This is a genomic window from Magnetospirillum gryphiswaldense MSR-1 v2, from assembly GCF_000513295.1.
Classification (GTDB): Bacteria; Pseudomonadota; Alphaproteobacteria; order Rhodospirillales; family Magnetospirillaceae; genus Magnetospirillum; species Magnetospirillum gryphiswaldense.
Map to the genome: position 1 here is coordinate 2,006,953 of NC_023065.1, position 20,581 is coordinate 2,027,533.

A 20,581-nucleotide genomic window follows, 5' to 3' on the forward strand; every position below is an offset into this window, starting at 1 on the left:
TCGTTCAGGCGCAAAAAAGGCCGCCCGAAGGCGGCCGATCCGAATTCCATGCGCTCAGATCACAGGAAAATCCAACACGAGCCACCTTCCTCGGTGATGAACTCCCGCCAGTCCTTGCGGCCACTGAACACCTTGGCCAGCGTGTTGACCGAGTCGCTGCATTCGGCCCCCTCCAGCACCTTGGCGGTCAGGCACCGCCCCTGACCAGCCAGGAATGCCTCGACCAGTTGTCGGACCACGTCGCGCTGCTTTGGTCCCCGGAAGACGTAATCCTTCCCATGGACGGTGACGACATCGAAGTCGGCACTATGGGTCAGCGGCCCGTTATCCGTCGGCACCACGCAGCCCAGCAGCGTTCCGCGCAAGATCGCCTTGTCCAACTGAACGCCATGATTGTTCGAGACCAAGCCATTGGCGATGGCAATCGCCCTATACTCCGGCGGGAGAGCGAGATGTTTGGGAAACTCGCCTGCGGTCAGCAGCAGGCTGGGGCCACGAGTGCGCCTTGGCACCAACGCCTCTCCGATACGCTCATGGATATCGGGTCGTCCCAGCCGCCGGGCCATGTAGATCGGGAACTTCTTCTTGGTCAGGTAATCCTGCCCCAGATCCCACAGGTGATCGGGCACCAGCGTCATTGGCCGGGTGTTCGCTGGCATGCCAAGAAGACTGATCACGATTTCCGGGAGACGATCGGCGTCGAGCCGGAACGTGCCCAGCCGCAACGGATCGACATCCAGGAACCCCCGGTCAGGGTGAAAACAGCGGAACTGTCCCGTGATGCCGTCGCGCACGACCGGGACGTCCACTTCCGATTCACCGAAGGTCACCAGAACAGTCTTCCGGTTGCCGTCGGGAATCAGATAGCCGGCGTCGATCAGCGCCCTCGCCTCGCCGCCAAGCTGTTCGGCCAGGATGCCGGACGAGATGACGGGACGGGCCAACTCCGCAAATCCCAGCAGAAAGCGCAGGCCCGTCTCCGACAGCGTCGTCACGCGGCTCAAGCGGTCAGTTCCTGGAGGATGCCCCAACGACGCAGGTACTTCTCCCCGATCAGCCGCTCCTTGTCCGTCTTGTCCTTCAGATCGCAGCCATTGGGGTGCCGCAGCTTCAGGGAAATGGTCCGGCCACGGGGATTGATATCGTCCGGTTCGAACGGCACCGACAGCATCACCTCGCGGATACGATATCCACCCAGGAAGGGATTGCGGTCTTCGAACAACTGGTTGGCCAGCGAATGGACGTTGTCCTCCGCCAACCGCGCCTCGATGGTCAGGAAAGCGGACTCGTCGAGAGTTTCGAATTTCACCACGCGCACCCGGACGACCCCGATGCCGTCTTGCGGATCGGTGGGAAAACGGCGGTCGGTCATGAAGACGGACAGATCATAGTGACGCAACGGCAGAGACCTCATCAGGCTCAGTTCCCATCGGGGAAATGGTCCGCAGGCGCTTTGGCCCTGCCCGTGTATTTGGCCTCAGCGGCGACATGATCGACGAAATTACGGTCACCGCCGAACAAATCTACGGCCGAGAAGGAGTCAAAGTCAGCCTGCTTGGTGCCGAGCGCCACCTCAGCCTCCCTACACTCGGAACGGACGAATGGCTGGAACGTCATTTCAAGCGGATTGGAGAGGATCAATGATCCGCCAGCCATTCTTCCGCTCGGTCAACCTGAAGGACGACCTCTCCGTTCCGGAGCGGCTTGGGCATTACCAGCCCACCCGGAAGTCCGCGCCGCTTATCCGCGCTGTCTTCCAGGCAGGCGCGACAATGGCGATTGCCGCCTATGGCAGCGGAAAGTCCCTGGCGGCCGGTGTCGGCGGCTTGCTCGTTGCCAATTCGGCCGAGGCGAAAATGGCCCTTGGACCTGTTGTGAAACGCATCGCCGAGGTCGACCGCGACCTGTATCTCTTGGCTCACGAGCGGCTCAGCAGCGAGGCCACGGGCCAGGTGGCCATGCTGAGCGGCCACGTCCGCGACGTGCCTGCCGCCTTGGCCAAGGGGAGCTCCGGGATTACATCGAGGCTAACCTGCGGACGGGCGCAATCGCCCTGGCGCCAGGCACCTTTCTCGCCTTCAAGGACCAGGATGCCGAACAGCGGTTCCAGCTAACGCGCTCAAGAGCCCGGCAGTTCTCCTCGATTTCTGTTCCACGTCTGCTACGCCCCCCGAAACCGGCAAGACTTGTCAAGCCGCCTAAGGAACCCCGGCAGAAGGTTGTTCGGGAACCCAAGGCCCCGCGGCTACCAAAGCCGGGGCCTTGGGAAGTCTGCCCAGAGGCGTTCGACGGGCTCCGCCGCAAATGGATGGAGCTGGGCCGTGAACCCGGCCTCGACGAGATCGAGCGGAAGGAAGAGCTTGAGGCTACCTTCGGCTCGTTCGCAAGGGCTTATCGCGCTGCGCATGGTCGCCTCGACCAGGCCGCTGTCGATGCCTCGCGGACTCAGCGGTCCGACGACGTCCTGGTTTACCTGGCGCTTCAGACATTCCGTCGACGAAAGCCCTATCGGCATTTGGAGATCGGTCTCCAACGCGACGTGAAGGCATTCTTCGGCGACTATGGCTCAGCCACCGAGATGGCGGGCCGCCTGCTCAGAGAGGCAGCCAATCCGCAGTCACTGTCCGTCGCGTGTCAGACCGCCAGCGAGACCATCGGGGGATGGCTGGTCGACGACCACTACTACCAGGTCCACAGCTCCCTGATCGGCCGATTGCCTGCGGTCTTGAGAATCTACATCGGCTGCGCGGGCGTGCTGTACGGCGATATGGCTATAGCCGACATCGTCAAAATTCACATCGCCTCGGGCAAGGTGACAGTCATCCAGTGCGATGATTTCTCTGCGCCGCTCCCTCGGATCATTGAGCGGGTCAAAGTGAGCCTGCGAAACCAAGAAGTCCGCATGTTTAGCTACGGCGAGGCGACAGGGTATGAGCCGCCCATCCTCTACATGAAGTCTCGCTTCATGAACGAAGAAATGACGGGTTATGCGGAACAGCTTGAATTCGATGAGCAGATAGGTCTGATCACCAAGGTCAACGAGGATTCCCGCGGTCCATCCATGGAAGAACTGCTGACAAAGGTCAGGCAGGCGGGCCTGAAGATCGCTGGCAATGCTCTGGTCAAGGACGACCACCCCCCTGCGCTCGACGACCCCTGCGGCTCCAACCTAACGTACCGAGACCTGATCATCTGCGGCGAGACGGCATTGCGGACCGGACTCCCAAACCTGCCCAAGTCGCTCGAGAGCTACAAGGCGCTACGCGAGCTGGCCGAGAACGTCCTGGACCCCGTCATCGACTGGTACGGCGCTATTCAACTGACATATGGGTTTTGCTCGCCGGAGCTGGCGAAGAAGATACCGGGACGCATCTCGGCTCCACCAGCCCCTTCACACGCCGAATCCATCGACTGGCCTAGCACAGTCGACTGTGGAGCGCAAGGTAACGCTTGCAATGGAGTGGCGTGGATATCCAGAAGACATAAGTAAAAAGGCCGCTAACCCTGTGGATTAGCGACCTGCCGTCACCGGCTAAGAATGTCTGTTTGGCGACAACTTTCTTAGCCCAGGCAGGCCGCACTGTCAACGGAAAACCGTGAGGTTTCCGAACGGGTTAACTCGTCCCTTTTTTCTACCGTCGTGATGTTGATCCACGTTCCTCCTTGGAGGGGCGATGCATAAATCCGAGTACATGCGGTCTCTGTATGAGGCCAGCTTTCACGCATCCCATGCGTTGGGCTCGCAGAGCCGGACGCTGGAAGCGGCTATTGTCGAGGCGCGCAAGAAGCATGCGCCGGCTCTGATCGGCGCCAGCCTGGAACGTTACCGGCCTTCCCAGCAGGAGGACAGGCCGGTCGCGGTCGTTTGCACCAGGCGCCAGCGTGGGCCATCGCGCCGCATGGTCCAGCAGCGCCGTGCCGCGCATGCGCGGGCACGGTGGCCGTGGAAACTTCAAACCCAATGGCCATGGACCGATGCCGAGGTTTGTCTGATCGACGTGCTGTTGTTCCTGGGCGGCGCCAGCGGTGAATTCGACGTGTACCGGTCCGAGCTTGAGAACCGGGCCGGTGTCCGTCCATCCACCCAGCGGGCGGCAGAGGCCAAGTTGCGCGATCTCGGCCTGCTGGACGTGATCGAGAACCGCCGTGAATACGACCGCAACGATGCCAACAGCTACCAGCTCAAAGGGGTCTTGAAAGAAGCCGCCCGTATCTTGTGGGTGCGAAGGGGGGAGGGTACAAAACTTTGCGCACCCTTCGGGGGTCTTGAGAATCAAGAACCCCATACATCTCCTACATTGGCGCCGCCGACGTTGCTAAAGCGGACGCCTGGACGGCGCCCTCCCGTCACCCCCGAACCCAAGGCCAGGGCTGAACGCTTCGACCACATCGCCACGGGTGTGCCGACCTCCCCCCAATCAGGGGAGGTATGTAAGTTGCTCGGCAGGAACCAGCAGGCGAAGCCGGCAGCGGCAAACGCGGCTGGCGATGGTGTCGCTGAAACCGTGGCGTTGGACCTGATCCGCTCATTTCTGCCCGAGGTGGCCCCGGCAGAGGCACCGCCCGATAACGTGGACGATGCCTTGGCCTTGGCCGACCGACTTCAGCGGACCTATGCCCCGACGCTGTGGCCGCATGTCTGGCGGGCGTGGCGGAAGCGCTGGGGTCTCACCGCCGCGCTGGCGGTGCTGGAAACCGGATTGATGCGCCGGGGCGGCCAGATCGAGACCAGCGGGGCGCAATACCTGTCGGGCATCCTGGGGCGGAACCGCCGCCAAGCGCCGGCGCCCGAGGCGACCTTGCAGGCCATGCGGGCATCCCGGCGGGCGCCGGGGCTGGCCCTGGGCCGCTCCGGGCGGGGGGCGCGGTCATAGAAAATATGATCTCAATCACTATATTTCGTCGTTTTGCTTTTGTTGCCGCCATCTCTTTTCCAGGATTTTCAATGGCTTCGTCGCCTATGACTGATGGAAAAGTTTTGTTCGTGATCGATGGCGACACCTACCAGATCAGCTATGCCGGTGCCCCCGACGGCGAGCCGGTGCGGGCACGGCATTTCGACACCCCGGAAAAGGGCGACCAGGCGCAGTGCCCGGCCGAACGGGAAAAGGCGCAGCAAGCCAGCACTTTTGCCCGTCGTCTTCTGCCCCGTGGGGCAGCAGTGGCATTGTCCGACTTGGGCCGGGATCGCTATGGCCGGCTGTTGGCCACCGTCACCTTGCCGGACGGCACCGACATTGCCGCCCAGATGATCGGCGCCGGACTGGCCCGGTCTTATGAGGGCGGGCGAAAGCAGGGGTGGTGCGCCCCTTTTGGGGCGCCATGACGACCGAGAATGGGGCGTTCCGCCCCGCGCCGGCAATGGACAAGCGCCGGGCTGCGCCCGTCGTCGGGGGCCGGGATGCCCCGAAAATCCGCAAGCGGATCGCTTCGCGCCCTGCGGGTTTCGGGAGCTACCCCGCCCGGCCCCCGATCCATGCCTCTGCCCCCCTGATTCTACGACGAGGAAAAGGTGCGCCGCTCGACCCTCGATGCCGCCCTGATCCAGATGGAGGTAGCTATGAATATTCGTGTTGGGCAATACCGTGAAGCCATCGACCACCTTTTCCACCTGATCACCGTCGATTATTGCGCCTGCGTCGGCCTTCGGGAACGAACCACTTGGGCCGGTATTGCCCGCAAGGTTCTGGCTGAGGTCGAACAATTGGAATGCCTCAGGGCCAAAGCCGATGACCGCCGCCGCCAAGCGCGATGCATTCTGGCCGCCAAGGCGCGCCTTTCCGATTTCCCGGACAATACCGCCTTGATGCCGAATGGGGAGGGTTGAAACCATGACCAGCCCTATCACCACTTCCCATCCCGACCATGTTGAAATCGTCCTGACCGACCGTGTGTTGACCGCCCTCCAGGGGCAGGAGCGCTGGTCATGAGCATGAGCCAGATCGACACGATGACCCCCGGCGCCGCCCAGGCCATCACCTATCACAACCAGGAAGCCGATTCCGCCCATAAGCAGGCCGTGCAGGCTCTCGACACCTACAACCGGGCCATGCGGCAGTTGCAAGCCGCCTTGGCCCAAGGCGATGGCGACGCCGCTGAACTGGCCGAAGCTTGGGCCGATACCGCCTGGAAGAACGTGCAGGCGCTGTTGCAGCAGGGCTATCAGCATCGCAATTCCGCCGCCATCGCCGCCGGCATGGCCGCCGAGATCGAGAACGACGGGAGGAAGGCATGATCGACGACGCCCCTGGGCCGGTCGCGAAGCTTGTTTCGCCATCCATGTACACGGTTCCCAAATCAAGCCCGCCTGAGGCACCTGAGGCGCCCCCGGTGACCCAGAGCAGCCGGAAGGAGGAAACAGCGCCCAAGTGCTGCCGCTGGTGCGGCGCGGTGATGCTCAATCCGCGTCGTAATCAGAAATGTTGCAGTGCCGTATGTCGGGAAGCCTATGAACGGCAAAAGCGCCAGCAGTCTCGACAGAATACGGCTGAAAAACCGAAGTGCAAATGCCTGTGGTGCGGTGGCGACTTCGACCAGGTGCGCAAGGCGCAGGAATTTTGCTGCCCGAACCACCAGCAGGCTTTCAACAACTTCTGGAAGGGCAAGGGGCCGGCTCTGGCCAAGGCTCTGCACGCCTGGCGCGTCGGTAAGGAGCCTGGAGGGTTGACCAAGGTGTGCCGGGAGTTTTCCGCCGCCAGGGAGGAACTTCAGGACAAGCAGGCCAAGGTCAAGGCCGGCACCAGTGATTCGACGACAAGGAGGACGTGACGATGGAATACTCGAAAATGCTAAACTGGCTAACGGACTTGGCCGACAATCTTCCAAATGCCGCAGTTTCACTGAAAAATGGCATTGATTGCGGTGATATCATGACGATTGGCCTTGACTTGGCTGTCGTCAAAAAATTGGGCGAAACGGCGGATCGTCTGCACTCCAAGCTTTCTATGGCCCTGAACCACTGAGCTTAATCAGAGTGGGGGCGGCTGCCCACCCCCACTCCATTGATCAGAAGAACCTTTCGATGCAGACAGCAAGCAGATAGATCACCGCTGCTGCCAAGTCTACCCAGGGATTAACCATGGGAACCCCTTTTTTAAAAAGGAATTGAAACCAAGGCCTCAGCATGATTTTAATATGAGTGTCGATCATACGAATCAGCTGCCGAAGCCAACTTCGGAACACTTAGCCAAACCCCGTTTTTCCGTGTTGGAGCACGGTAACGGGGTTTGTCGTATTGATATGTTATGCCCCTTAACTGCAAATAATAGGCAAGGGACTTTTTGTCATCAACCACATTTTCCCCCCGTGGGGTTAAATTTACACATCATATAGATGCAATAATTATCGCTTTTATGGTGGCTAACGAAGCCCAGGCGAGCTGAGAATTCAGGGGTAGGCGCTTTTGCCATAGTCATACCTAATAGCGAAGAACAGTCTGCGCACAGTCTTTGACATGGGGATTGCCCAACAGATACCTTTAGGCCCCAGAGCAGGAGCGCAAAATGGCTGATTTTTCCAAGCTGGACAGCATGAGTGAAGCCGAAGAACGCCGCTTCATCACGGCCTTCACCAATGACCTGGCTAACGATAAGGGCGAAGAGGCCAAGCGCCATCTGGCCGCCGGGCGGGCCATCTATTACGGCGACGACCGCCACCCCGATGGTGTGGTCAAGGAATACCCGGATGGCCGACGTCAGTTGGTGACCTTCCAGAATGATACGGAAGTTCTGATCCGGGATTTGTGATGCACCAGGTCTGGATCATTGCCGGCCCCAACGGCAGCGGCAAAACCACCCTGACCCGAAAACACCTGATCGGTCGCCTGCCCGTCATCAACCCCGATGAAATCGCCCGGTTACTCAATCCGACAAAACCGGATGCCAGGGAAACGGCGGTACGGGCCGGGCGCGAAGCCCTGACCCAGCGGCGCCAATTGATTACAGGCCGTCGCAGCTTTGCCGTCGAAACCACGTTTTCGGGCAATCAGGAATTGGCGTTGATGAAAGAGGCGCGGGCCACCGGCTACAAGGTCAATCTGATCTTCGTCTGCACAGATTCCCCGCTGCTGTCCATCGGTCGGATCGCCTTGCGGGTCAAGGATGGTGGACACCATGTTCCCGGTGCCGACGTCCAGCGCCGCTATCTGCGCAGTTTAGCCAATCTGCCAAAGGGGCTGGCGCTGGCGGATCGCTCTTGGCTGCTGGACAACACCCGCCCCCGGATGCGCTTGATTGCATCCATTGAACGCGGTCAGGTCAAATCCATGGCCAACAACATGCCCCGTTGGGTTCGGCAAGCGAAGTTGCAGGTTCTGGAACAAGAGCAAGGCCTGTCGCGCTGATCGGCAAATGGGTGACGCCCGGTGCCGCGAGCTTCGTTCCTCAGCCCCCGCCACCGCCCGTCTTAGGCCTTCGGCCTATGATCCCGCCTCAATGCTGTTCCAGAACTCCGCCCATCCGCCTTCCCGCAGCTTGATCACGACGGTTTCGCCCTGATGCTTATCCGGGATCGGCGTCAACACAATCTCCGACAGCAGACATTGAAACATCAGGCGTTGCTTCGGCACATCGTTGCTCAATTCCACCGACTGGACCGCATTCATCAATCGCGCCCGGATCGCCGCCTCCACCGGCAACGGGGCCGGCAGATCGTACGTCAGTTCCGCCCGGATTCTTTCCAGATCGATTTGGAGGGTCAGGATGCGCTCCTTGGCGTTCTCATGATCGACGCCAGACTCAATGGCATCCAGCAAGCGGACTATTCGGGCCTGGATATCTTGTTCCCGGCGTTCCAGTTCCGTCCGCCGCCGCGATTGACGGGCAAAAAACTCCGTCAGGCCGGGAGTAAAATCCGGCCCGGTTTCGATCCGTCGATAGAGAGCACCGAAAGTCCGGGACATCAGGACCGGTTCCTTCGTGCCACGTGAGTTTGCGCAGGACTTGGCGTACCGATGGGTCGAGCACAAATAGCGCGTCTCATTGGCCAGAGACTTCGAGCCGCCACACCAGCCGCACTTCACCCAACCGGTCAAGGCGTGCTGATTGTGGACACTTAAAATACGTGGCTTTCGGGCCGCTTTTGGCGGTGTTGAACCGATCCGGTCCAGGCGGAGATGCACAGCCTGCCACAGACTGTCATCAATGATCCGATATTCCGGGACATGCCTCCGAGTCCACTCTTCCTCTGGGTTGACGATATAGCGCTTTTTATGTGTAACCGGATCACGTACGGACCGCGTGCGGTTATAGATCAGGTTGCCGATATAGATTTCGTTGAGAAGGATGCCTTCCTGCTTTTTGGCTGATCCGGCGATGGCATTGCGCTTCCACAGTCCCCCACCAGGCGCGGGGATGCCCTCGCCGTTCAAATTTTCAATGAGAGCGACGAATTTTGTCCCACTGGCAAATTCAGTGAAAATTCGACGAACGACGGCTGCCGTCGTTTCGTCGATTTCCCGAACACCGTTGACGGTTCGCCCGCGCTCGTCAACGATTCCCCGCACCACACGATATCCGTAGGGACAAGAGGATGCGGAAAAGCCGGCGGCAATGCGGGCAGATTGTCCACGCCTAACTTTCGCCTTCATGTCGCGCAGAAACAGGGCGTTCATGGTCCCTTTCAGACCGATGTGCAGTTCGCTGATCCGGCCCTCGTGCGCGGTCCAGATCGATGCTTCGTGATACCCGAGGGTTTCATGAAGGGCGGCAATGTCCTTGAGATTGCGCGACAACCGATCCAGGCCTTCGGCAACGATCATATCGACCCGCCTCATCTGGACCGCTTGAAGCAGTCTGACCAAGCCTGGACGCTGTAGTGTTGCACCGGAAATGGCTGAATCAGAAAAGATCAAAACGGATTGCGGATCGGTCGGCCCAAAGTTCTCGGCAATCAGTTTCCGACATAAGGCGATTTGATCATCAACCGATGATGGATTCTGCAAATCGCTGGAATAGCGGGCATAAATGGCGATACGGAAAGGCGGTTTGATCTTCATGGACGGTCGTTATGACCGCAGGAATGTGCGTTGGCAATTAGGCCGTGCGGTTAGGCCATCTTTCCCCATGTTTCCCCAACTTTCCCCTTGTTTCCCCAACTTTCCCGAAATTTCACCTGTCGTGTTGTGGCAGGATAGGCGCGGTGATATCACCGCGCACCGCCCTGTGGGGCGGCAAGGCTTATTCGCACCCTGCGGGTGCTCAACGTGGAAAATCCGAAACGGATAAAAACAGTCCACGACCTTCCCCCCTTCCCGTCGGTCTCATGCATGCCCTGTTGCCGAAGCTTGGCGATTGGGGCTATTGTTCCTTCTATGTTCTCACGACGCGACAACGCCCCGTTACCGCCCGGCACTCGTCTGGCATCCTCCCGCGCCTTCGTTCCTGCTGATGGCGCGGCACCCATCTATTCGGCTTTGGTCCCGGCGGGGTTCCCCTCTCCGGCGGACGATCATTTGGAAGGCAAGCTCGACCTGCACGAGCTGATGGTGAAGCGCCCCGCCGCAACCTTCTTCTGCCGAGCCGATGGCGACTCAATGACCGGGGCGGGGATTCACAGCGGCGATCTGCTGGTGGTTGATCGCTCGGTCCAACCGCAGGACGGCGACATCGTCGTCGCCACGCTGGACGGCGGCCTGACGGTCAAGACCCTGCGCAAGACCACCGAGGGATGGGAGCTCGCCCCCGCCAATCCGGATTATCCCAGCTTCCCCCTCAACCAGGAGGACGGGGTTCAGATTTGGGGCGTCGTCACCTTCGCCGTTTCGACCATAGCCCGACGCTGACCCGCCATGGCCATCTTCGCCTTGGTCGATTGCAACAATTTCTATGTATCCTGCGAGCGGGTGTTCAATCCGGCCCTTGAGGGCAAGCCCGTCGTCGTTCTATCCAACAACGATGGCTGTGCGGTGGCGCGTTCCGCCGAAGCCAAGGCCATTGGTGTCCCGATGGGTGAGCCGGCGTTCAAGCTTCGGCATCTGGTCGAGCGGCACGGCCTGATCATGCAATCATCCAATTATGCCTTGTACGGCGACATGTCCGAGCGGGTGATGTCCGTGCTGGCCACCTTCGCCCCCGGCGCCGAAGTCTATTCCATCGACGAGTGCTTCCTTGATCTCGACGGGTTATCGGTGCCCGACCTTACCCAATGGTGCCAGCATGTTCGGGCGACGGTCAAACGCTGGACCGGCATCCCCGTATCGGTGGGGATCGGCGGCACCAAGACGCTGGCCAAGCTCGCCAACCGGCTGGCGAAGAAGTCGCCCAAGGCCAACGGGGTGCTTGACCTGGTCAGCCATCCCGCTTGGGTCGAGGTGGCGCTGAAGCGCACCCCGGTCGGCGAGGTTTGGGGCATCGGGCGGCAATATGCCGGTCATTGTGGGGTTCACGGTATCCTTAGCGCCCATGACCTGACCCAGGCCGAGGACGGTTGGATCAGAAAGACGATGGGGACGGTCGGCCTGCGAACAGTGATGGAGTTGCGCGGGGTGGCGGTCCACACCCTCGACACCGAACCGGCGGACAAACAGACAACCTGCTGCTCGCGTTCGTTCGCCGAAGCGGTCACGCATTATGACCATGTGCATGACGCCGTGTTGACCTTCGCCAGCCGCGCCGCCGAAAAAATCCGGGCTGATGGTCTGGTCGCCGGGGCTCTCCAGGTGTTCGCCCAGACCGACCGCTTCCGCCGCGATCAGCCCCAGTTCTCGTTGAATGCAATGGTGCGGCTGTCGCCCGCGACAGATTCGACGCCGCGCCTGATCGCGGCAGCTATCTCTGGGCTGCATTCGGCGTGGCGCGACGGCTAGTGAATACAAAATTGTCACTGCTACGCCCCCCATTCACGGATCAGCACGACCATGACCGACCTGGCCAGCCGGCCGATGAGGCTGGAGTTTTCGGCCTCGATGGAGATTGTCCCGATTTCCTCATGGGCGGGCGGCGGGCCTTCGAGGGCGATGGTCACCCGGGTGATGGCGCCGTCGGGGATGACGGTCTGACCCGAGACCCGTGCGGGAATGTCGCCGCCATGGACGGAGGCCAGCGCCCCGTCGGGCAGGGTCTTGGCGGGTGACGGATCGATCCGCTGTACGCGCCCGGGCCGGGACGCGCTTTCCATCGCGTGGGGGGAGAAGGTGGCGCCCGCGCCGCCCTGGATACGGGCAAGATCGTCCTCGGCCACATAGGCGACCGCGATCGGGGCGGAATTTTCCAGGACAAGCCCGAGCTTCTGGCGGGGTGAAAGCCAGTCGCCGGGCTGCATGTCCGGCAGGATATCGAGGATTCGGCCCTCCATGGGGGCGAGAATAGCGAGGCGATTTGCTTCCGCTTCCAGGACGGCCAGCTCGGCCTGGGCCTTGCGCAGATCCTCTTGCACGATGCCGGCACGGTCGCGCAGCAAAGGATCGAGGGTGGCGGCTTCAAACTCGGCGGTCTTGCCGTCGATGCGGGCCTGGGCTACCGCCTTGCGCAAGGCGATGTCGGGGGCGGTGAAGCTCATCAGCACGTCGCCCGGCTTCACCGCCTGCCCATGGGAAACGTGGATTGCTTCCAGCCGGGCCGGAAAGGGCAAATGGAGGGCGGCGGACCGGCTTCCCTTCATCACCGCTGGCGCGCTCACACTGCCCTGCCAGGGGATGAGGGCGAGCAGGATGAGGGCTCCAAGCGTCCCCAGCGTCCAGCGGATACGTGTTCCCGCCATGATGGTCGTCTTCACTTTCTCCCATTCCCGTACCTCGGCCCAGATGGGCCGGGCAACGAACCACCAGATTTCCACCACGAACAGCATGATGCCCACGGCCTTGATGAAGAAGTGGTAGACCATGACGGCGATACCCAGGAACAGCACCAGGCGATAGATCCACACCGCCACGGCAAAGGCGATCAGCGCCCGGCGCCTGCCTGCGGGCAGAGGCTCCGGCGGCGGCGTGCCCAGTCCGAACAGCACGTTGCGCAGCCACCATCGTGCCATGGCGAAGGAACGCGGGTGCAGGTTCGGCATCTCCATCGCGTCCATGGCGATGAAATAGCCGTCGAAGCGCATGAAGGGACTGAGGTTGATGGCCAGCGACGAGATCCAGGTCAGCGCCGCCAGCACGAAGGTCGCCTGTTTCCATGGCCCCTCGGGCAGGAAAGCCCAAGCCAGGGTTGCCCAGGCAGCGATGATGAGTTCGGCCAGGATACCCGCCGAGCCGACCTGAAGGCGCTTCTTGCGCTCGGGCAGCATCCAGGTGTCGTTGACGTCGGTGTAGAGCATGGGCCACAGCACCAGGAAGGCCACCCCCATGCTGGGCACGCGGCAGCCATGGTTCTTGGCGGTGTAGGCATGGGCAAGCTCGTGGATCACCTTCACCACCGTGAGCGCGATGCCATAGGACACCAGCCCCGATAGCGAGAAGGTGTCCACCAGGGTGGCGACGAACAGATCCCATTGCCGTCCCGCCAGTATCAGACCGATGGTCAGGGCCATCATGGTCGTCACCTGGAACCCGTGCGATCCCAGCCAGCGCACCAACGGCAGTGTCCGGTCGAGCCAGTGATCGGGCCGGACCAGGGGGATACGGAAGAACAGGTAATGGTGCATCAGCCAGTGGAACCAGGACTGCTTCTCGGCTTCGGCCCGCGACACCAGCCTTTGCGTGTCTTGGGGACCTGCCGGTCGGGTCAATTGGTTGGCGACCAGAAACTCGGCCACGCCCTTTACGTCGTCGTCCGTGGGATGAAGCGTGGTTTCGGCCGATACCGCCTCGGCGATTTTGGCGGGCGTCTCGGCCCACCAGCGGCTAAGGATCTCGAAGGCCGGCCAGGAAATGCGGAAAAAGCGGTTGCGGACCGGGTCGCGGATGGTCCAGGACGGCGAGCCGTCGGCTCCGGCGGGGCCGGGATGCAAGGACAGCTCGGTGCGTAGCGTCGGCAGAATACCCATCTCTGTTGTCATTCCCGCCCCCCCATGGAGACACGGAGATGAGAAGGATCTGGGCAGTCACCACCGCGTTTCTGGCCTTCACCTCCTCGGCCATGGCCGAATCCGATTGCGAATTGGCAAAAGCCGCCAAGGATATCGCCATCGAAGTCGAACGCTTCAGCACACCGGGCCAGCGTCGCGGCATCGAGGACGTGGCACGCCTGCTGGTTCCGTCCCCCTGCAAGACCAGCCCGGCTCCCCGCCTGGTTCTGGAGAACGTCGAGCTTGGACTGCTCGCGGAGGACTGGCGCCGAGGCACCGAGGAACTGGAGCAAAGGCGGCTCGACCGCTGACATCGCTACCATCCAAGCCATTGCCTGATCACGGCCAGCGGTCGACGGAACAGCCAATAGACCAGGGAGACCCGGTCGCCATCCAGGCGGGCAGTGCCCTTCAATCCGATGCGGGGGATGGCGTCGTCATGGGCAATCTTCGCCCGTACCCGATGGGCCAACACCCCGTCGGGCTTCAAGGTCGCCTCGAAAGCCACATAGGACAGCGTGGCCACGACGGGTGACAGCGGGGCGGTGTTGAGGAACAGGACCACTTTCCCGCCCGGCTCCAACGGGATCAAATCAGCGGGCGCCAGCCAGGCTTCCACCTCCACCTGACGAGGATCGGCCACCGCTAGCACCTTTTCGCCCACGCTGACCGGGCGGCCTATCCATTCGCTGGGATCGTCCATCACCGCGAGACCGTCGCGGGGCGACTTGACCTGGGCGCGGGTCATCAGGTCTTCGAGCTGGGCGCGTTCGGCCTGTTTCTCCTCCACCTTGGCCTTGAGGACCGCCCAGCCGGCCTTGGCCTTGGGGTCGAAGAAGGCCTGCTGGGTGGCTTGGTCCAGTTCAGCCTTGGCCGTATCCAGGACCTTGGCCGCCACCTCCAGCTTGCCGGCGATGGTGGTGCGGTCCAGTTCGAACAGAACGTCACCCGCCACGACACTCTGGTTGGGCTGGGCGCGGACCAATTCGATCACGCCTTCCAGGGGGGCGCGGATCACCGCCGGGTCCGAGGGGACGATCTCGGCTGAGGCCAGGACTGACAGGCGGACGGGAAAGATCAGGGCCAGGAGGATTCCCGCCGCCACTATCCGCTTCCAGCGTGGCAGGCTGGTCAGGCGGTGGCGCCACTGGGACAACGGCGCGGATTGGTGCTTGGCCGCCCAGGCGAAGGCGTAGGCATCGGTCAGCCGCTGGACGATCGCCGTGGTGCCTTCGTCCCAATCCTCGTCGCGGGCCAGAAGCAGCGTGCCCAGGCGCTTGCCGTCGGCATCCTTCAGCGGCAGGAACAATGGCTTGGGCGGCAGCCAATCCGCCCATTCCTCGCGCTCGGCGGAAGAAATTTCCTTGCCGGCCTCATGGAGCTTGAACATCCGTTGCAAGAACAAGGTGAAGGGCGCGTTCTCCTCCACCGAGGACACTCCCGAAACCGCCACCACCCCCTTGTCCGCCATATGCAGCGCCGCCTGATGGTATTCAGCCAGGGCGCGGGTGTCGTTGACCATGACGAAAGCGAGCTGGATGGTGGTGCGCGCATTCAGCGCTTGCTCCTCGATCCCCAGCAGGGTGACGAGCGCCTCGCTCACTGCGGGGCCATGCTGATTTTTCCCGTCATTCCCGCCATCAATTCGGGGAAGTCGCCCTTGATCTCGGCGGTGATCTTGACCGAATGGCTGACCGCATCGACCTTGGCGCCCATGCGGGCGATCCGGCCCGGATAAGTCTTCCTGGTCTCGTCCACCATGATCTGAAGAGAGGTGCCGGGCTTCAAGGTCGTCACCGCCGACGAGGGTACGATGAATTCGGCGTTCAGCACGGAATCATCCAGAATCTCCAGGATGGCCTGGCCCACCTGGACGTATTGATGGGCGCGGGCCTTCTGCTCCACCACCCTGCCCGCGAACGGCGCGGAAATACCGCATTTGGAAGCCACGGCACGGGCCGAGTTAAGCTTGGCCTGCGCCACCGCCGCGTCCCAGCCCGATTTTTCCGCCTCCAGCGTGCCGGTGGAGTTGAGCTCCAGCAGCCGCTTGTACACTGCCTTGGACTTCTCGGCGGCGGCAAAAACGGCACTGGCCTCATCCACCAGAGCCCGCTGGATGGTGCAATCGAAGGCCACCAGTTGCTGGCCTTCCTTAAAGCGCTCGCCTTCCTTGACGGTGATACGGTCGATCTTGGCGGGCAGCTCCGCCGACAGGGTGGTGTAATTCACCGCGACCAGTTGCACGGGAATCACCGGCTCCTGCGCCTCGGCCCCGAAGGACAGAAGGCACAGGAGGGGCGCCACCCAGCGCTTGAGGGCAATGGGGCTAATCACGTCAGTGGCTATCGGCCTGCTCGGCCAGGGCGGCGATCTTGCGGCCCAGCCAGAATAACCCGTCGCGCACCACGTCCTCCCGCTCCGGCTCGGCAGCGACGGCCTGTACCTCAGGCGCAGTCACCGGCGCCGGATCGGCCTTCACCGCCGGCGGCATGGAAAGGACGATGGCGCCGGACAAGCCGTCCAGCGAGTGCGAGGCCACCTTTTCCGGCACCGGATCGGCGCCGATGGTCGATTGCAGCTTGCCGTAGGAGGATTGCATCTGGGCGTAGGTCTGGAAGCGGCGGAGTTCGGCGGCGATGGCCGAGGTCTCGGTGCTGATGCGCTCGATCTCGTTGACGGTGCCGCCGCGGCTCTGGTTGCCGGCGGCATCGGCCAGGCGCTTCTCGATGCCCCACAGCTTGTCGGCCCGCTCGAACTGCTTGGCGGCGCTGGCGAATTGGTGGGACACCACATGGACCTGGGCCAGAACCGCCATGCGCAGCGCGATGCGCTTGGCCTCGGCCAGCTTCTCGGCACTTTCCGCATGGGCCATGCGATCCGGCGCCGCCAGCAGGTTGATCAGATTCCAGGTGACCTTGGTGCCCACATCGTTCCAGCGGTTGTCCACCAGAAAGGAATTGGAATCATACTGGCGCGAGAACGACACGGTGATGCCGGGCAGAAGCTTCAGGATCTCCTTGTGGGTGTCGTCGAGGGCGATGCGGCTTTGGTAATCCTGTTCGCGCAGATCCGGGTTGTTGATCATGGCGGCCTGTTCCATGGCGCCGATGTCCATGGGCCATTCGGGCACGCTCATGCCGCCATTGGCGGGCACATCCAGCTTGAAATCGCTGCCGGGCGCCACGTTGATCAGGGCGGCCAGCTCGGCCTTGGCCGAGGTCAGTTCCTGGTCGATGGCCTCCAACTGGCGGATGCTTTCCAGCAGGGTCTTCTGGATGCGCAGGCTTTCGATGGGGTTCTTCAGGCGCTCGCCCTCGACCTTTTCCGAATCCTTCAGCGCCTTCTCGGCCGAGGTGATGGTGTCGGTCACCTTGGCCTTCAAGGTTTGTGCGGCGGCGGCGCGCCAGAAGGTGAAGCGCACCTCCTGGACCAGATTATTGATGGTCTTGCGCCGCCTCTCACTCGCGATCAGGGCGCGGTCGGCGTTCTGGTGCGCCGTGAAATAGGACACGCCGAAATCCAGGATGTTCCAGGTCAGCCCCAGGTCACTGGTGATGGAGAAGCGATCCGCCGAATAGCTGGGGTTCGAGGTGCTGGTGGTCTGGGTATAAAGATCGCGCGACCGGGTGGCGTTGGGCTCGGATCGCTCGGTATAGCCGGCATTGGCGGTCAGCTTGGGCAGCAGGTCGAAGCGGTCCAGGCTGGTCTGCCCCAAGGCCAGCGCCTCTTCCATCATCTTGGCGCGCTTGTCCAGATTGTACTTCAGCACGCGGGCCACCGCATCGGCCAGGGTCAGCGGCTTGGCTATCACCTCCTGGCCTTCAAACATGGCTGCGCGGTCGGCCTTGGCCTTGGCGGAGAACTCATCGGCCGTGAACGGCGTCGGCGTCACGGCGCAGGCGCTCAGCAGGGCGACGGTGGAAACAGCGGCCAGCAGGCGGGCCATGCGAGTGGTAACGACGGTCATAACGAAGTGATCCCCTTGAATACTTATGCGTTGCGGGCCATGCCGCGCGCCGCAGCCAGCAATTGGGCCTGACGGGCGCCGGACAGGCGGTTCGCCATGCGCAGTTCTTCCTGGAAGGTCGGCTTGCCGGCGAAGGTCTGGCCCCCAAAGGTCTTACTCGGGCCGAAATCCGACAGCTTGATGACCGGAGCAGCCGGGTCGGGCGCCAGTTCGCCCTGCTGGCCGGGCGCCTGCGGCACCTCGCCCTGCGGCGGCTGGTTCTCGGAGGCCGGCGGCGCGTTGTTCTGAATGACGCCGCCACCGCCGCGGACCCGAATCTCGAAGGTCGTGCCCACCTCGTTACCGGCATTGTCACGGGCAACCACCACCACCGACAGGGCGCCGTTAAAGCCTTCTGGCGCTTCACCGACAAAAACCCCCTTGGCAGAATCGAAGGAAAGCCATGCCGGCAACGGGCGCCCATCGGTCAACTTGGCGGCCAAGGTGATGTTGGCCTCAGCGCTGGTATGCCCAAAGGCATCGATCGGAATGGAGAAATTGACCATCCGGCTTTCCGGCAGAACCGCAGGGATTCCCTTTTGCACGAAAAGCGCACCGTCTCGGACGGCGTTGACCGAGGGTGTTCCCACGGCCACTTGGAAACCGTTGCCGCCGGTCGTGCTCAGGTGCCGCATCGCCTGGAAATTGCCCTGAACCCCTTGAGCGAATTCACCCGCAGGTGCCCGCACGGCGGTGACGAGGGAAGCACCGGTATCGCCTGTCTGAGCAATCGGAGCCTGGATTTTCACCGAGACGGCCTCCCCCGTCCTTGGCGGGGGGGGCGGAGACGACGACGACGACGACGACATGACGCGGTGGAGGGCGGGATGTATCTCCACAGCTCTCTACCATTGGAGCCTTCAGAGGCCGAAAAATACAGGGTGCCGTTCACGTAGATCATATTGGTAGGGGAAGAGCCGGTTGCGCCGGGCCAGATATCCGCGACCCTGCTGGGCGCGTTGATCCCGTCGTATTTCCACAACTCTAGATCGCCGTTGCCTTCGCCGGCCGAAAAATACAGGGTGCCGTTCGCGTTGGTTATAAATTCTATGGTACCGGGACTTCCGGCGGGGCCGATATTCGCGACCATGCTGGGCGTGTTGGTCCCGTCGTATTTCCACAGCTCATTACCGTTGGTGCCGTCGCTGGCCGAAAAATACAAGGTGCCGTTCACGTTGGTCAGATATGACAGGCTAGAGTGGCCTGCGCCGGGGTTGATATCCGCGACCATGCTGGGCGCGTTGACCCCGTCGTATTTCCACAGCTCTTGACCGTTGGTGCCGTCATTGGCCGCAAAATACAGGGTGCCGTTCACGTTGATCATATTGCCAGGGGAAGAGCTGTTTGCGCCGGCGCGGATATCCGCGACCCGGCTGGGCGCGTTGGTCCCGTCGTATTTCCACAGCTCACTACCATTGGTGCCGTCGTCGGCCCTAAAATACAGGGTGCCGTTCACGTTGGTCAGATATTCTGGGGTAGAGCTGTTTGCGCCGGGGTTGATATCCGCGACCATGCTGGGCGCGTTGACCCCGTCGTATTTCCACAGCTCTTTACCGTTGGTGCCGTCAGTGGCCCCAAAATACAGGGTGCCGTTCACGTTGGTCATATATTCTGGCACAGAGCTGCTTGCGCCGGGGTTGATATTCGCGACCATGCTGGGCGCGTTGGTCCCGTCATATTTCCACAGCTCTTGACCGGTGGTGCCGTCAGTGGCCGCAAAATACAGGGTGCCGTTCACGTTGGCCAAATTGTTTGCGCTAGAGCTGTTAGCGCCGGGGTTGATATTTGCGACCATGCTGGGCGCGTTGATCCTGTCGTATTTCCACAGCTCAATACCGTTGGTGCCGTCATTGGCCCTAAAATACAGGGTGCCGTTCACGTTGACCGGCATACCTACGTTGCTACTATTTACGCCAGGGTTGATATCCGCGACCATTTCGGGATTGGCAAGCAATCCGTCAACCCCCGCCAGTGCCGCCGCATGGAAATACTGGGACGCATCCACATCGCCGGCTTCCAGGTGCCAGTCGCCGCCGAACGCCGCATTGCCGGTGGAATCGGCGGACGCGGCAACCGAACGCCCCGTGATGTCGGACAGGTAAGCCAGCAGGGCATTCCCCGCACTATCGCCCGCCACGCCGCAAGCCAGCAGGTCGATGCGCCCGCCCTCGGTGATTTGTGCCCCCAGCCCCCTCATGAACGTTTGCAACGCGCCGTCGCCGGCAATTCCCGCCAGCGACACGCCGTGATCCGCTGTCAGCTCGAACGCGCCGTTTGCGCCGTGCGAGGCCAGGGCGATGGACGAAGCCTGCTGCCCGTCCAGCGCATGGGAAACGCGGGCCAGGATGGCATCCAGGCTGTCGGCGTGGGCGTCATAGCGCACCACCAGCACATCATCCTTGGCCGCAAGCGCCAGATCAGCACCGTCGGCGACGCGCGAGGATAGCAGCAGAACGCGCGGATTGGCCGTCACCGCGACCGGCATGACGGCATCCGCCCCATCCGAATGCGCGTCCACCGCCTCGGCCATGGCCGCGCCGTCGAACATGATGCGCGGTTCAAGCGCCATCATCGGGGCAAAGACCCGACCCGTTGATTGACCGGATTTGTGCAAAACCTTGCCCATGCCGCTTC

At 62.0% G+C, this 20,581-nt stretch carries 23 protein-coding genes; 14 read left to right on the plus strand and 9 right to left on the minus strand.

The window, feature by feature from the left end:
- Positions 1-59: 59 nt before the first annotated feature.
- Positions 60-1,004, minus strand: coding sequence for a hypothetical protein (locus MGMSRV2_RS09480; protein WP_024080139.1), 945 nt, complete (start codon positions 1,002-1,004; stop codon positions 60-62).
- On the minus strand, positions 1,001-1,414 hold the full coding sequence (locus tag MGMSRV2_RS09485) for a hypothetical protein (RefSeq protein ID WP_024080140.1): 414 nt from the start codon (positions 1,412-1,414) through the stop codon (positions 1,001-1,003). The genes MGMSRV2_RS09480 and MGMSRV2_RS09485 overlap by 4 nt, the downstream gene beginning before the upstream one ends.
- 74 nt (positions 1,415-1,488) lie before the next feature.
- On the opposite strand from MGMSRV2_RS09485, the gene MGMSRV2_RS09490 reads away from it, so the two are divergent.
- The 11 genes from MGMSRV2_RS09490 (at position 1,489) to MGMSRV2_RS09530 (ending at position 8,341) form a co-directional block, all read left to right on the plus strand.
- The gene (locus MGMSRV2_RS09490; RefSeq protein WP_197538559.1) at positions 1,489-1,644 is read left to right on the plus strand and encodes a hypothetical protein; all 156 of its coding nucleotides are present in this window, start codon (positions 1,489-1,491) and stop codon (positions 1,642-1,644) included.
- The gene (locus tag MGMSRV2_RS21880) at positions 1,641-2,114 is read left to right on the plus strand and encodes a hypothetical protein (protein ID WP_024080142.1); all 474 of its coding nucleotides are present in this window, start codon (positions 1,641-1,643) and stop codon (positions 2,112-2,114) included. The genes MGMSRV2_RS09490 and MGMSRV2_RS21880 overlap by 4 nt, the downstream gene beginning before the upstream one ends.
- Complete coding sequence (locus MGMSRV2_RS09495; RefSeq protein WP_242410751.1) at positions 2,054-3,490, plus strand: DNA phosphorothioation-associated putative methyltransferase; 1,437 nt, start codon at positions 2,054-2,056, stop codon at positions 3,488-3,490. Before MGMSRV2_RS21880 ends, MGMSRV2_RS09495 begins: the two co-directional genes overlap by 61 nt.
- A 184-nt stretch (positions 3,491-3,674) precedes the next feature.
- Positions 3,675-4,874, plus strand: a complete 1,200-nt coding sequence (locus MGMSRV2_RS09500; RefSeq protein WP_024080144.1) for a hypothetical protein — start codon at positions 3,675-3,677, stop codon at positions 4,872-4,874.
- Between the two features lie 110 nt (positions 4,875-4,984).
- Positions 4,985-5,326, plus strand: a complete 342-nt coding sequence (locus MGMSRV2_RS09505) for a thermonuclease family protein (protein ID WP_242410753.1) — start codon at positions 4,985-4,987, stop codon at positions 5,324-5,326.
- Positions 5,327-5,512: 186 nt separating this feature from the next.
- Positions 5,513-5,827 (plus strand): hypothetical protein, encoded by a 315-nt coding sequence (locus MGMSRV2_RS09510; RefSeq protein WP_024080146.1) that lies wholly within the window; start codon positions 5,513-5,515, stop codon positions 5,825-5,827.
- A 99-nt stretch (positions 5,828-5,926) separates the two neighbouring features.
- Positions 5,927-6,235 carry a hypothetical protein gene (locus MGMSRV2_RS09515; protein ID WP_024080147.1) on the plus strand — a complete coding sequence of 103 codons (309 nt, stop codon included), beginning with the start codon at positions 5,927-5,929 and terminating at the stop codon, positions 6,233-6,235.
- Positions 6,232-6,768 carry a hypothetical protein gene (locus MGMSRV2_RS09520; RefSeq protein WP_024080148.1) on the plus strand — a complete coding sequence of 179 codons (537 nt, stop codon included), beginning with the start codon at positions 6,232-6,234 and terminating at the stop codon, positions 6,766-6,768. The genes MGMSRV2_RS09515 and MGMSRV2_RS09520 overlap by 4 nt, the downstream gene beginning before the upstream one ends.
- Positions 6,769-6,770: 2 nt before the next feature.
- The gene (locus MGMSRV2_RS21035; RefSeq protein WP_024080149.1) at positions 6,771-6,962 is read left to right on the plus strand and encodes a hypothetical protein; all 192 of its coding nucleotides are present in this window, start codon (positions 6,771-6,773) and stop codon (positions 6,960-6,962) included.
- Positions 6,963-7,502: 540 nt separating this feature from the next.
- Positions 7,503-7,745 carry a hypothetical protein gene (locus tag MGMSRV2_RS09525; protein WP_024080152.1) on the plus strand — a complete coding sequence of 81 codons (243 nt, stop codon included), beginning with the start codon at positions 7,503-7,505 and terminating at the stop codon, positions 7,743-7,745.
- The gene (locus MGMSRV2_RS09530) at positions 7,745-8,341 is read left to right on the plus strand and encodes an ATPase (RefSeq protein ID WP_024080153.1); all 597 of its coding nucleotides are present in this window, start codon (positions 7,745-7,747) and stop codon (positions 8,339-8,341) included. Before MGMSRV2_RS09525 ends, MGMSRV2_RS09530 begins: the two co-directional genes overlap by 1 nt.
- Positions 8,342-8,416: 75 nt before the next feature.
- Here MGMSRV2_RS09530 and MGMSRV2_RS09535 read toward each other — a convergent pair whose 3' ends face one another.
- Positions 8,417-9,994, minus strand: a complete 1,578-nt coding sequence (locus MGMSRV2_RS09535) for a recombinase family protein (RefSeq protein ID WP_024080154.1) — start codon at positions 9,992-9,994, stop codon at positions 8,417-8,419.
- Between the two features lie 315 nt (positions 9,995-10,309).
- Here MGMSRV2_RS09535 and MGMSRV2_RS09540 point away from each other — a divergent pair, with 315 nt between their 5' ends.
- Entirely contained in the window at positions 10,310-10,780 is a 471-nt protein-coding gene (locus MGMSRV2_RS09540) for a LexA family protein (RefSeq protein WP_024080155.1), read from the plus strand.
- Positions 10,781-10,786: 6 nt separating this feature from the next.
- Positions 10,787-11,803 (plus strand): Y-family DNA polymerase, encoded by a 1,017-nt coding sequence (locus MGMSRV2_RS09545; protein WP_024080156.1) that lies wholly within the window; start codon positions 10,787-10,789, stop codon positions 11,801-11,803.
- 20 nt (positions 11,804-11,823) lie between these two features.
- On the opposite strand, the gene MGMSRV2_RS09550 is transcribed toward MGMSRV2_RS09545, so the two are convergent.
- Entirely contained in the window at positions 11,824-13,920 is a 2,097-nt protein-coding gene (locus tag MGMSRV2_RS09550) for a site-2 protease family protein (protein WP_041633553.1), read from the minus strand.
- A 38-nt stretch (positions 13,921-13,958) separates the two neighbouring features.
- On the opposite strand from MGMSRV2_RS09550, the gene MGMSRV2_RS09555 reads away from it, so the two are divergent.
- Complete coding sequence (locus tag MGMSRV2_RS09555) at positions 13,959-14,252, plus strand: hypothetical protein (protein ID WP_011899505.1); 294 nt, start codon at positions 13,959-13,961, stop codon at positions 14,250-14,252.
- Between the two features lie 5 nt (positions 14,253-14,257).
- Here MGMSRV2_RS09555 and MGMSRV2_RS09560 read toward each other — a convergent pair whose 3' ends face one another.
- From MGMSRV2_RS09560 to MGMSRV2_RS21040, 5 genes are read right to left on the minus strand one after another with little or no spacing between them, the layout of a single operon-like run.
- Positions 14,258-15,544 (minus strand): efflux RND transporter periplasmic adaptor subunit, encoded by a 1,287-nt coding sequence (locus MGMSRV2_RS09560; RefSeq protein WP_011899506.1) that lies wholly within the window; start codon positions 15,542-15,544, stop codon positions 14,258-14,260.
- Positions 15,541-16,275 carry an efflux RND transporter periplasmic adaptor subunit gene (locus tag MGMSRV2_RS09565; protein WP_011899507.1) on the minus strand — a complete coding sequence of 245 codons (735 nt, stop codon included), beginning with the start codon at positions 16,273-16,275 and terminating at the stop codon, positions 15,541-15,543. Before MGMSRV2_RS09565 ends, MGMSRV2_RS09560 begins: the two co-directional genes overlap by 4 nt.
- Position 16,276: 1 nt before the next feature.
- The gene (locus MGMSRV2_RS09570; protein ID WP_024080157.1) at positions 16,277-17,908 is read right to left on the minus strand and encodes a TolC family protein; all 1,632 of its coding nucleotides are present in this window, start codon (positions 17,906-17,908) and stop codon (positions 16,277-16,279) included.
- Positions 17,909-17,931: 23 nt separating this feature from the next.
- Positions 17,932-18,696 (minus strand): putative Ig domain-containing protein, encoded by a 765-nt coding sequence (locus MGMSRV2_RS09575; protein ID WP_024080158.1) that lies wholly within the window; start codon positions 18,694-18,696, stop codon positions 17,932-17,934.
- The gene (locus MGMSRV2_RS21040; RefSeq protein WP_024080159.1) at positions 18,693-20,573 is read right to left on the minus strand and encodes a DUF4347 domain-containing protein; all 1,881 of its coding nucleotides are present in this window, start codon (positions 20,571-20,573) and stop codon (positions 18,693-18,695) included. Before MGMSRV2_RS21040 ends, MGMSRV2_RS09575 begins: the two co-directional genes overlap by 4 nt.
- Between the last annotated feature and the right edge of the window lie 8 nt (positions 20,574-20,581).